This window comes from Actinomycetospora sp., from assembly GCF_055612215.1.
Genome location: NZ_JBVPVA010001096.1, coordinates 1 through 10,994, shown reverse-complemented (window position 1 = coordinate 10,994; position 10,994 = coordinate 1). Strand labels below are relative to the sequence as shown.

The 10,994-nt window shown below is 72.0% G+C and carries 11 protein-coding genes and 2 pseudogenes; 3 read left to right on the top strand and 10 right to left on the bottom strand.

Features of this window, described 5'->3' with window-relative positions; genetic code table 11:
* Nucleotides 1-552: pseudogene (locus tag AC0CYZ_RS29675) on the bottom strand (hypothetical protein); the annotation flags it as partial.
* Nucleotides 553-925: 373 nt separating this feature from the next.
* Here AC0CYZ_RS29675 and AC0CYZ_RS29670 point away from each other — a divergent pair.
* Nucleotides 926-1,342 (top strand): ester cyclase, encoded by a 417-nt coding sequence (locus AC0CYZ_RS29670; protein WP_472221708.1) that lies wholly within the window; start codon nt 926-928, stop codon nt 1,340-1,342.
* Between the two features lie 52 nt (nt 1,343-1,394).
* Entirely contained in the window at nt 1,395-1,676 is a 282-nt protein-coding gene (locus tag AC0CYZ_RS29665) for a CDGSH iron-sulfur domain-containing protein (protein WP_472221707.1), read from the top strand.
* Here the strand turns inward: AC0CYZ_RS29665 and AC0CYZ_RS29660 are convergent.
* Entirely contained in the window at nt 1,616-2,635 is a 1,020-nt protein-coding gene (locus AC0CYZ_RS29660) for an iron-containing redox enzyme family protein (protein WP_472221706.1), read from the bottom strand. The genes AC0CYZ_RS29665 and AC0CYZ_RS29660 overlap by 61 nt on opposite strands.
* Before the next feature lie 260 nt (nt 2,636-2,895).
* On the opposite strand from AC0CYZ_RS29660, the gene AC0CYZ_RS29655 reads away from it, so the two are divergent.
* Complete coding sequence (locus tag AC0CYZ_RS29655; RefSeq protein ID WP_472221705.1) at nt 2,896-3,672, top strand: HemK2/MTQ2 family protein methyltransferase; 777 nt, start codon at nt 2,896-2,898, stop codon at nt 3,670-3,672.
* A gap of 79 nt (nt 3,673-3,751) precedes the next feature.
* Here the strand turns inward: AC0CYZ_RS29655 and AC0CYZ_RS29650 are convergent, their stop codons facing one another.
* The 8 genes and pseudogenes from AC0CYZ_RS29650 to AC0CYZ_RS29615 all read right to left on the bottom strand — a co-directional run.
* Complete coding sequence (locus AC0CYZ_RS29650; protein WP_472221704.1) at nt 3,752-5,146, bottom strand: FAD-binding oxidoreductase; 1,395 nt, start codon at nt 5,144-5,146, stop codon at nt 3,752-3,754.
* Nucleotides 5,147-5,340: 194 nt separating this feature from the next.
* Nucleotides 5,341-6,003 (bottom strand): DUF6962 family protein, encoded by a 663-nt coding sequence (locus AC0CYZ_RS29645; RefSeq protein WP_472221703.1) that lies wholly within the window; start codon nt 6,001-6,003, stop codon nt 5,341-5,343.
* Between the two features lie 64 nt (nt 6,004-6,067).
* On the bottom strand, nt 6,068-6,733 hold the full coding sequence (locus AC0CYZ_RS29640) for a hypothetical protein (RefSeq protein ID WP_472221702.1): 666 nt from the start codon (nt 6,731-6,733) through the stop codon (nt 6,068-6,070).
* Nucleotides 6,734-6,867: 134 nt separating this feature from the next.
* Nucleotides 6,868-8,265, bottom strand: a complete 1,398-nt coding sequence (locus tag AC0CYZ_RS29635; protein WP_472221709.1) for an amidase — start codon at nt 8,263-8,265, stop codon at nt 6,868-6,870.
* A gap of 561 nt (nt 8,266-8,826) precedes the next feature.
* Nucleotides 8,827-9,195, bottom strand: coding sequence for a VOC family protein (locus AC0CYZ_RS29630; protein WP_472221701.1), 369 nt, complete (start codon nt 9,193-9,195; stop codon nt 8,827-8,829).
* An 83-nt stretch (nt 9,196-9,278) separates the two neighbouring features.
* Nucleotides 9,279-9,914: a hypothetical protein gene (locus AC0CYZ_RS29625; RefSeq protein ID WP_472221700.1), complete on the bottom strand. Its 636-nt coding sequence runs from the start codon at nt 9,912-9,914 to the stop codon at nt 9,279-9,281.
* 8 nt (nt 9,915-9,922) lie between these two features.
* Entirely contained in the window at nt 9,923-10,417 is a 495-nt protein-coding gene (locus AC0CYZ_RS29620) for a hypothetical protein (protein ID WP_472221699.1), read from the bottom strand.
* A gap of 99 nt (nt 10,418-10,516) precedes the next feature.
* Nucleotides 10,517-10,994, bottom strand: a pseudogene (locus tag AC0CYZ_RS29615) (alpha/beta hydrolase); the annotation flags it as partial.

Sequence of the window (10,994 nt, the reverse complement as noted above, 5' to 3'; positions counted from 1 at the left end):
GGACGTCTTGGCGTCCGAACCGTCGTCGCCCGTCGTGAGCACGGCGGCGTCCTGGTTGTCGCCGTCGTCGAAGAAGTCCTCGCACGCGATGCCGTTGTGGTTCGCGTCGAGCCGGTCGGCGTTGTTCGTGCTCGACCCGCCGATCGACTCGAAGTACTGCTGGGCCTGGTCGTGCGTCGCGAAGTCGGGGCAGTCTCGATCGCCGGCAGGGCGGCCGGGTCGGTTCGGGGGCTTGCCACCGGGATTGCTCGCCGGGCGCCCACCCGCGGACTGGCCGCCCTGCCCCGGCTTGCCCGCCGGCGGGGGCGGCGGCTTCGAGGCCGACGACTTCGTCGCGCTCGATGCGGTCGTCGTTGTCGTGGTCGGACCGCTGGCCGCCGGCCCGCACAGCGTTGCCTCGGCCTTCTTCTTCGCCGCAGCGACATCTTCAGGCTTCGCGGCCTTGACGCCCGCATCGGCGTCGACGAGCTGATCGCACGCGGCGGAGCCTGCAGGCGGCGGCGTGGTCTGTGCGGAGGCCGGGCCGACGACGAGCAGAGCGCTCGCAGCCACGGCGACCACCAGCGGACCCACGCGTGATGCTGAGATCACGAAGCTGTTCCCCCCTTGAATCGAGAGGTGGCTTCCCCCGCCTCTCGTCACGGAAGAGTGACACAACGGTCACGGAGAGAGCACAGGGCCCTGGCTCCTCCTCCAAGATCACCGATTCGACGAGCCCCTGAGGTCTGGGCGTCCAGGGGCTCGTCGTTCCGGTGATCATGGTCGAGCGTCGCAAAGCCGGCAACGACCTCCCGGCGACCCTGAGATGTGGCCCGACCACGAGCAGTCGCATATCCGAGCGATCTTGGTCTTCTCGGGTGGCGATTCTTGTTGCTGATCTCGCGGAGCATCACCCTGGGCGACCCCGAATGGCGAGGAGGAGACGATGTCGGATCAGGCGAAGTTGATGAGGCAGCTCGGCGAGCTCTGGGAGAACGGGCACGTCGACGAACTGGACGATCTCGTCCCGGCGGACGTCGTCTATCACCTCGCGGGGTTCCCGGACATGGACCGGGAGGGACTGAAGCAGTTCATGGCGGACTTCCACCGGTCCTTCCCGCAATTCTCGATCACGGTGGAGGAGGACCTCGTCGACGGGGATCGCAGCGCCCATCGATGGAGCTGCACCGGAACGTTCTCGGGCGAGGGGGGTGTGCTCCCGGGTGAGCCGACCGGCCAGCAGACCGAGGCGACCGGCAGCCACGTGATCCACTGGCGGGACGGACGCCCCGTCGAGGCCTGGCACTTCGGCGACTGGCTGGGATGGCTGCAGCGCGCCGGCGTCCTCCCCGGCCTCGGCTGAGAAGGACGCACCTCACCCGTGACGCCCGGGGCAGGTCGGGTAGCCCCGCTCCATGACGCACCCCATCGAGGCCGAGGACCGCACCGAGCGCCCCGCCCGTGCCCCGCGCGTGACCCTCACCGAGGGCGGCCCCGTGCTCGTCGAGGGCCCGATCGAGCTGGAGACCCCCGACGGCACCGTCGTGCGCTCCGAGCGGCCCGTCGTCGCGGTGTGCGCCTGCCGCCGCAGCAAGCGCTACCCCTTCTGCGACACGAGCCACCGCCGGAAGGTGCGTCAGACGTCGGCGGCCTCGCGCAAGGACGACGAGCCCGCGTCCCACGACCGCAGCAGGTGATCGGCGAGCCGGTCCTCGAGCAGCGTCGACGCCTGGATGCCGAAGACGACGTCGGGGGCCAGCTCCGGCTCGCGGGACACGAGATCGGCCAGCAGTCCCCGGCGCACCAGCTGCTCGTGCACCGCGTCGGCCTCGATGTGCTCCTCGTAGAAGGCCTGCGCCGCCTCCGAGGTCCCGAGGCGCTGCATGGCCTTCACCAGCCGCGCCGACCCCGGTGACGACGTCACCTCGACCAGCGCGAACTGGCCGACCGACGCGCCGCGCCACCGCCGGTGCAGTCCGAACATCGTCATCACGTTGACCGTGGCCAGCGTGATCGCCGGGGCCACGTCGAGGAACGCGTGGTACGTGGAGTCGAGGCCGAGCTCGTCCATCATCTCGGCGAAGATCCGGGCGTGCACCCGCTCGGCGCGGCCGGCACCGAACTCGTCGTGCTCCACCGTGACCAGTGAGGCCTTGGCCTGCCCGTCGAGGCGCGGGATCACCCACGCCTGCGGGTCGGCCTCCTTGAGGTGGTAGATCGAGCGGTGCGCGACGTACTCGCGCAGCTGCCAGAGCTCGCCCATGTCCGCCAGGCGCCACGACGGCCCGGAGCCCTCGACCGGCTCGACGAGCAGTGCGTCGATCGCCCCGTCGACGTCGTCGCCGCCCTCGACCTCGGCCTGCAGCGCCGCCAGGAAGGGGCGCTCGAGGTCGCGGCGCAGGGCGAGCAGGTCGGGGTCCCACTCGAGTTCCGGGTCGACGCCGGGGAACGAGCGGTAGTGCAGCTCGTAGCAGAGGTAGAGCGCGAGCTGGAGGTCGTCGCCGTAGGGGTCGAGTCCCGACGGGCGTGGGAGGTCGCTCACCGGACGCTCGCCGGCGAACACCTCGAGCACGGCGCCGGAGACGGGGCCACGGGCGAGCGGCAGGGCGGGCGCGTCGGGGGTCACACGACGCTCGGACGTGTGGACGTCGAGCACGTTCTCTCCTCGGCATGGGTGCCGGTCAGGGACGGTGGCGGCCGTGATGGCCGCGATGAGGACGCGGTTACCCGTCGCTCGCTCTCGGGACCCGAGGGCCACGTCACCGGGAGCAGAACGAGTGGGCCGCGCAACCTGCGGGTAACACGGCCCAGAACCGTTCCCGTTCCGGTTGAGGGTCCAGCTGCTTCTCGGGGACGCCCGGCGCCCGCTCGCGCCCTCGTCGCCCCCGTCGTGCGTGTCCACAGAGGAGCACAGCTGTGTCTGTTGATCGTCTGCCCTCCCCTGCCCACCTCCCGGCCGTCCGCGAGCTCGCGGCGCCCGACGGCCGGCGGCCGCATCTGCCCGTCCTCTGCGGCCCGGGCGTCTACCCGGCGCAGCGGGACACGTGGCTGCTCGCCGACGTGCTGCGCGGTGAACTCCTCGACTCCCCCGTGGCGCCGCGCCGGGTCCTCGAGCTCTGCTCGGGCGCGGGGGCGTTGTCCCTGGTCGCGGCCGGGTTCCCGGGCACGGACGTCACCGCGGTCGACTGCTCGCGCCGGGCGCTCGCATGCGCCTGGGTGAACGCGCGGCGACTCGGCCGACGGCTCCGCGTGCGCCGCGGCGACCTGACCGCACCCGTCGTCGGGAACCGGTACGACCTCGTCGTCGCGAACCCGCCCTACGTCCCGACCCCGGACGACGACCTCCCTTCCCGGGGCGTGATGCGCGCGTTCGACGGCGGGCGCACCGGGCGGATCGTGCTCGACCGCGTGTGCGACGAGGTCCCGGACGTGCTCGCGCCCGGCGGTCGCCTCCTGCTCGTGCACTCCGGGATCAACGACGTCGACGAGACGCTGCGCCGGTTGCGGTCGCGGGGTCTCGACGCCGAGGTCGCGGCGCGGTGCGAGCACCCGTTCGGCCCGGTGTTCACCGCGCGGGCGGCCATGCTCGAGGAGCGCGGGCTCATCGAGCCGGGTCAGCGCACCGAGGAGCTGGTCGTGGTGCGGGCGCGTCGGCCGGTGGTGTCCGCCGTCCAGGGGCGCGACGTCGCCTAAGCGAGGCGGCAGCGCGCGCCGCGGGGACGCCCGCTCCCCGCGGCCTCCGTGACGAGCGCTGCCGGTAGAACCGCCCGCGTCAGGGCGCGGGTGGGATGTTGGCGTTGCGGTGGAAGAGATTCTCCGGGTCGTACTGCGCCTTGATGCGCGCCAGTCGGGCGTACTTGGTGCCGTACGTGTCCGGCACGCGATGGACGTCGTCGGGCAGGATCCCGTTGACGTACCCGCCCTTGCCGATGGCGTGTGGTGCGAGCGCGTCGTAGAAGGCCCGCACCCAGACGCGCTCGTCGGCGAGCCCGTCGGCGTCGGGTGTCATTCCGAGGATGAACACCATCATGCGCGGGCTTCGTCCGCCACCAAAGGCGGTGTCCTCCTCGTCCGCTGCACTGTAGGCGCCGGAGAGCACGTAGAAGAAGGTGGCGGACATCGGCGAGACCGTGCCGTTGATGCGCTCGACGATCACGTCGATGGCGGCGTCGGTGAAGTCCTCGAGGTAGAGGCCCTTCTCGTAGGTGTGGGTGCCCCACGGGTACGCCTCGTCGAACATCTGCTGCAGCGCGGTGTACGGCATCGGGCTGACCATCTCGAACAGCGGCGACAGGCCGCTCCGCATGCGCTCGAGCACCTGACGGTGATTCGCTTCGTCGCCGAAGCCCACCGCGGCCAGCGCGAGCACGAGCCGGAAATGGTGCTCCTCGGGCACGAACGGCGCGGGCGGGGCGTGCAGGCCGACGACCTCGAAGCTGACGTCGGACGGCAGGTCCGGAATGATCTCGCGGGCCAGCCGCAGGGCGTCGGCCGCCTGGTCCATGCCGTAGAAGAGCATGCCGACGTCGATCTGGGGACCCACCTCGTGCAGAGCAAGCTCGAAGGAGGTGACGACGCCGAAATTCCCGCCGCCGCCGCGGATCGCCCAGAACAGGTCGGGGTTCTCGTCCGGTGCCGCGCGCACGATTCGCCCGTCAGCGAGGACGACCTGCGCCGAGAGCAGGTTGTCGCTGGTCAGGCCATGCTGGCGGGTGAGCCATCCCATACCCCCGCCCGTGGCGATCCCGCCGACCCCGGTATGCCCGATCTCGCCGAGCGGCACGGCCAGCCCGTGGGCCTGGGTGGCCGCATCGACGTCGCGTTGCAGCGCGCCGCCTCCGACCGTGGCCCGACGGCCCTGCGGGTCGACCGCGACCTCGTTCATCCGGCTCACGTCGACGACGATGCCGGCGTCCCCCACCCCCATGCCCGACCCCGAGTGGGCGCCGCCGCTGCGGACCGAGATTTCGAGCGAGGCCTCCCGGGCGAACGACACCGCCCGCGCGACGTCCTCGGCGGTCCGGCAGTAGGCGACGACCGCCGGCCTCCGGTCGATGTCGCCGTTCCACACCTGCCGGGCGTCGTCGTAACCCGGGTCGTCCGGGGTGACGATGGAGCCGGTCAGGGCCTCACGCAGCTTCTCGTATCGGGAGATGACCTGGGTCATGGCACGCTCCTCCTGCCGCACCACTCACGTTGTGCGGTGCTGAGGCCCGGAGCGCCGATCGCCCCGGAGGGGCTGCCCACCGTACTGCGACTCTCCGTGATCGTTCGCTGCTCCGAACGAGCGTCTTGAGCGCTAGTTCTCCTGTTAGCGTGGCCTGTCGAGCACGGAACGTCAGATTCGACCCGCCGTCGATCTCACGAGGCCGCGGCCGCGTCGGCCGCCGAGCTCGCTCCCGGCAGGGCCTCCACCCGAGGGGAGCGGGCGACGGCCCGGGCCAGCAGCACCATCCCGACGATCTGCCCGAGGTGGTACGCGGAGTCCGGGTCGATGTGCAGCACGTCCGACGCGCCGGGGATCAGCCGGAACAGCGCCCCCACGATGCTCACCCCGATGGCCACGAGCATCGCCCCGCCCGAGGGGTGGCCGCGCCACCACGCCCACACCCACAGCCCGATGACGCACGCCATCGTGACGCTCTCGCAGTACATGATCGCCATGATGCTGGGGTGGCCGGTCGCGGCGATGATCCCGTAGGCGACGAACCCGACGAGCCGCAGCGGCCAGAACACGATGGCGCGGCTCGGGCCGAGGACCTGCACCACGGCCGCCGCGAGCAGGTAGGACATGACGACGACGACCATGGTGCTCATGACCGCCCAGGTCACCTCACCGATCGTCGGGCGGCCGGTGAGGAAGCCGTGGTACACCGCGCCGATCAGCGCGGTCGCCCCCGCCCAGGCGAACGCGGCGCGCCAGTAGCGCGCCCCCTCGACGTCGCGGGGCAACCGGGGCCAGAGGATCAGCGAGACCAGGCCGAGCACGAGGTCGGTCAGCGACGCCAGCGGCTGGATGAGCACGACCCACGGTGCCTCTGCCGGGGTCGGGCGCACCAGGGTTTCCGGCCGGGAACCTGGGTGGGCGTCACCGCGAGGCGGCGTCGAGCAGCTCCCGGAGCCGGGACCGGTCCCCCAGGGGCGCGGTCCACCGGTCGATCGTCGCCCGCACCAGTACGGCGTCGTCGGTGGTCGTGATCCCGGTGAGGCGCAGTCCCCCGGGGAGCTCGGGCGACGGTGCGGTCCCGGACGGCAGGATGCCCCACGACGACCAGCGCCCGAGCGGGGTGATCAACGCCGTGGGCGTGAACCGCAGGTCGTCCTCGGTCAATTCGGGTCGCAGCACCAGCTCGATGCCCGGGAGCCACGGCGTCCGGAACTCCCCGTCGACGACGTCGAGGCGCGGCGCCGGCTCGTCGTCGTCCGCGTACGCGGCGAGCGCGTCCGGTGACATCGTGGCGGTCACCGTCACCCCGGTGGCGGTGACGGTCGACCCGACCACGAGGGCGTCGCACTCGACGACGAGCTCCTGCGCCTCGAGCTCCGGCGCCGTGACGTCATGCAGCACCACCTGCACGTCGCGGGCACGCCCGAAGGACCAGCCGGAGCCGTCCGGCCTCCCGTGCACCGACACCACGGTGGCCGCGGTGTCGCGCACGGCGAGGCGCCGACCGCGCAGGCCCCGGCCCAGACGGCGGAGCAGCGCGAACCACATCCGTGCCGGCGTCGGGGCCGGGTCGTCGTGACCGTCCATGACCCCGAGGATCGGCGATCCGGCGCCGGCGGACACGAGGCGATCGGGCGAGGACGACGTGCGGCGGCCCGGCGTGGGTGGGCGGTCGTCGTCTGCAGCCGATCGGCAGGCTCGCGTGAGCCGCGTCTCGCCCCTCAGACCCGGGGCCACGGCCGTTCGGCCTCGAGCAGGTAGGCGAGCTCGATCAGGGTGCGCTCGTCGCCCCGGGCGCCGGCGAGCTGGACGCCGACGGGCATGCCGTCGGCGGTCCGGCCGCCGGGCACCGCGACGGCCGGCGCGCCCGCGACGTTCTGCAGCGGCGTGAACCCGACGTAGTTCACGAGGCGCTCCCGCAGCTCGTCGAAGGGCACCGCCGGGTGCAGCCGGCCGAGCTCGGGCGTGCGGTGGGCGAGGACCGGCGAGAGCAGGACGTCGTGGTGGACGAACTCGTCGTCGTAGCGCCGCGCCACCTGCCTCAGCCGGCGCAGGAAGCCCGGCCGCCGCGGCACCGTCGTCAGGAAGTGTCGGTGCAGGCCGCGGGTGAGCGGGTCGAGGCGCTGCGGGTCGAAGTCCGGGAACCCGAACCGCCCGCCGGCCACGATCCCGGCCGCGAGCAGGCCCCAGTAGACGAGGAAGTCGTCGACGAACGGGGTCCCGACGTCGAGGGTGTGCGGCTCGACGAGGTGACCCTGGCTCTCGAGGGTGTGGGCCGTGTCGAGCACGGCCCGGCGGGTCTCGTCGTCGACCGGCCCCGCGGCCGGGCTCTCGAGGACGAGGCCGATGCGCAGCCGCCGTCGGGCCGGCCCGTCGACGAGGCCGATCGGCGGCAGGGCCGGGTTGCGGCGCCGACGGTCGATCTCGCCGAGGACAGCGGCGGTGTCGCGGACCGAGCGGGTGACGACGCCGTCGCTGACCAGGTTGATCGGCATCTGCCGGCCCTGGGCGTTGAGCGCCGTGCGGCCGCGCGTCGGCTTGAGCCCGACGAGCCCGCACGCGGCGGCCGGGATACGGATGGAGCCGCCACCGTCGTTGGCATGGGCGAGCGGGACGGCGCCTGCGGCGACCAGCGCGGCGGACCCGCCCGAGGAGGCGCCCGCGGAGAAGTCGGTGTTCCACGGGTTGCGGGTGGGCTCGGCGTCGACGAACTCGGTGCTGGCGTTGAGGCCGAACTCCGGCATGCGGGTGCTGCCGACGAGCTGGAGGCCGAGGTCGAGGAGCTGGCCGGTGACCTCGGCGTGGGCCGGGGCGGGTTCGGCGACGTACGCGGAGCTGCCGTTGGTCGTCGGCCAGCCGGCGACGTCGGTGTTCTCCTTGACCAGGGCCGGGACCCCGGCGAGGGGTCCGTCGGCCTTGCCGCGAGTCGGGTCGGTGAGCCGGTCGAGGGCGAGGCCGCGCAGGATCGGGTCGACCCGGGCGAGGCGTTCCGCCACCGCCGTGCGCACCTCGTCGGGCGAGACCTCGCCACGGCGCAGCCGGGCGGCGAGCCCGACGGCGTCGTCATTGCCCAGCGCGTCGTCGGCGAACGCCGAGGTGGGCCGGGCGTCCGACGTCATCAGCACGGGCACCACCTTCGACGATGGCCCGGGTGCGCCGTGCAGCACCCCTCTGCTCATGACGCACCGTGACGGTCGGCCCTCGCGGAGCGCCTGGATGTGGCCGCGTGGAGCCCGGCGACAGAAGCGTGCCGGCGCGACCGCGTCACCGTGACGCGGTTACGTCGCCGCAGTTCCGCCTCCGGACGGGGCGTGCTCGCGGGCGCGTCGAGCCCGCCGGCAGAAGTGTGCCGGCGCGACCGCGTCACCATGACGCGGTTACGTCGCCGCGGTTCCGCCTCCGGACGGGCCCCGACTCGACCATGGCCTCCGGACACCCGTAGACATCCCACGGTCGCGGCGTGGGCTCGAAGAACCGCGAGAAGCGGGCCGCGAAGCAGAAGGCGCGGGACCGGTGGCGGGGCTACAGCGACAGGGCGAGGACGGTCATCGACGACAACGCCGACGCTTTCGAGCAGGCCATCCACAGCCACGACGGCCGCAGGAGGTCGTCGCCGACGTCGTCCTCGGGCTGGCCCATGGCGACGACTCGGAGACCACGCGTGGGTGGCGCGACGTGGGTCAAGCTGCGCGGGTCAGGATCTCGAGGTTGTGACCGTCGGTGCTGTCCCAGTAGAGGCCCCGCCCGCCGAACAGCGCGTTGAGCTGCCCGGGTCGGGTGTGCATCGGGTCCGCCCAGAACGGCAGGTCGCGCTCCCGGATCCGGCCGAACACCTCGTCGAACGTCTTCTCGGAGACGAGGAACGCGAGGTGCATCGGCCGCGGTACCTCGTCGACGTCCATGAAATCCAGGCTCACCCCGTTCTCGAGCCGCACGACGTCGAAGTGGCCGGCTGACGTCGCCTCCAATCCGAGCAGGCTGGCCAGGTCCTTAGACGCGGCCCGCTGGTCACTGCTCGGCACGATGGTGTGGTTGAGCTCGACGGACATCGTCGTCCTCCTCGATCGTCTCGACGGGGGCGACGCTAGGACCTCGAGCGAGCTTCAGGTCAAGACGACGGAGTCACCTGCGGCTAGGAGTCGACCTCCGCCCACCACACCTCGTAGTCGACCAGGAAGCGCTCCAAGCTGTCCGTGATCTCCTGCTCGATGGACGGGCGCTCGCCCGGTTCGTCCTCGAACCGGGTCCGAAGCTCCTTCATGTGCCCCGCCAGGCCCCAGCGGTCCTCGGGCCTCCAGTAACCGACCGCTCCGACCATGCACGCGGCGCTGTAGGGCGTGGACGTGCCTTCGGCGCGCCACCAGGCTTCGTTCACGAGCGTCAGGTCAGCGTGGGTGTCGGCGTCCTCCCGACTCAGAAGCACCCGGGGTGGAAGGGTCACGAGGAGTTCCTGTGTCTCGTCGACGTACCCGGACGACGGCTCCCGGGGAAAGCCGACGCGGTCGGCCAACATCAGGGCCACGGACAGGCAGCGCTGCGGTTGCTCCGCCTGCGTCGCGAGGTCCGCACCGGTGGCGCGCGCCGCGACGACCTCGGACAGCACCTCGAGAGTGCGCTGGACCGGATGGTCGTGGAACCACAGCAGACCCGTCAGCGAGATGAACCGACGCGTGCCGTGAGCGAGCGCCAGGTGCGGCCTCGCCGCATACCAGTCCCGGTCCGCCTGCTGTGCTGCGCGGACCCGCTCCACCACCCCCGGCGGCCTCATCGAGGAGATCATAGTTGCGCGACGCACTGCGCCCAGGTCCCGCTCGTCATGTAGATCGTGGCGATGTCGTCCGTCGCTTCGTTGACAACGACGTGGGCTTCACCGGGGGTCAGCTGGTTGAGCGTGTAGAGCCTGTTCCCGTTCGCGCTCTGCTTGGCGGGAAAGCCGTAGCTCACGACCCGGTCGACACAGCGCATGAAGTTCGGTACGTCCGAGAACGGGTCGTGAGGCGGCCGGTCGAGGTCGTCAAAGAGCATGTGCCTCAACGAGCTGCACCGCCAGGTCCGCCTCTCGCCCGACCTCACGTTCACCCACGCCATCAAGGCGCCGCTTTCGGGCATGGAGTACGCGACACATTGCTGCATCCGGTTCTCGAGTTGGACCGGATCGAGGTCGAACCCTGGGACGGGGTCCGCACGTGCGGTCACCGGAAGGACGACCGCAGCCGCCGCGATGATCCCAGCGACCAAGCCGGTGCGGACCAGGCGAATGACACGGGACATGGTGCCTCCTCTGTGGCCTCACGGGCTCAGAGGAGCGGGACGGCCGTCCGGTTCCACCAGATCTTCAGCCGGGTGGAGGCGACGATCGATGCTGGAAGATCAACGGGACGCCGGCGGAGCCAGCTCGTGGCGCTGTCCCAGCCATGCCCCGATCTCGGCCGCAGCCAGCTCGTTTCCGGTCTGCTCCCCCGCCGTGATCGCCCCGCCGAAGTGGGTCCCCCGCACGCGGACGTGCGTGAGGTCCTCGCTCCCGAGCGCGCCCACCATCCGGCGCGAGTCCGACGGGAACGCCGCCTGGTCACCGGTCAGCTCGACGAACAGCATCGGCACCGTGACCCCCGGCGCGCACCGGACGAAGTCGGCGTGCGAGCTCAGCCCCGACCACGTGGAGAGCCACGCCTCCGGCGTCGTCTGCCGGCCGAACCCGACCTGCCCGTAGTTGATGCGGTCCGGACGCGCGCCGAACCGCGACCCGTAGGGCCGCTCGCTGGGGTCGAGCGACAGATCGACGGTGCGGGGGTCGACGTCGGTGCGGAACACCGTGAGGATCTCCGGGGCCAGCGCCCGACGACGGTCC

What these genes read in the sequence shown, in the direction of transcription:
- AC0CYZ_RS29670 (WP_472221708.1), top strand. Translation starts at nt 926, where the DNA reads ATGTCGGATCAGGCGAAGTTGATGAGGCAGCTCGGCGAGCTCTGGGAG.
- AC0CYZ_RS29665 (WP_472221707.1), top strand. Translation starts at nt 1,395, where the DNA reads ATGACGCACCCCATCGAGGCCGAGGACCGCACCGAGCGCCCCGCCCGT.
- AC0CYZ_RS29650 (WP_472221704.1), bottom strand. Translation starts at nt 5,146, where the DNA reads ATGACCCAGGTCATCTCCCGATACGAGAAGCTGCGTGAGGCCCTGACC.
- AC0CYZ_RS29640 (WP_472221702.1), bottom strand. Translation starts at nt 6,733, where the DNA reads ATGGACGGTCACGACGACCCGGCCCCGACGCCGGCACGGATGTGGTTC.
- AC0CYZ_RS29635 (WP_472221709.1), bottom strand. Translation starts at nt 8,265, where the DNA reads ATGACGTCGGACGCCCGGCCCACCTCGGCGTTCGCCGACGACGCGCTG.
- AC0CYZ_RS29630 (WP_472221701.1), bottom strand. Translation starts at nt 9,195, where the DNA reads ATGTCCGTCGAGCTCAACCACACCATCGTGCCGAGCAGTGACCAGCGG.
- AC0CYZ_RS29625 (WP_472221700.1), bottom strand. Translation starts at nt 9,914, where the DNA reads ATGAGGCCGCCGGGGGTGGTGGAGCGGGTCCGCGCAGCACAGCAGGCG.
- AC0CYZ_RS29620 (WP_472221699.1), bottom strand. Translation starts at nt 10,417, where the DNA reads ATGTCCCGTGTCATTCGCCTGGTCCGCACCGGCTTGGTCGCTGGGATC.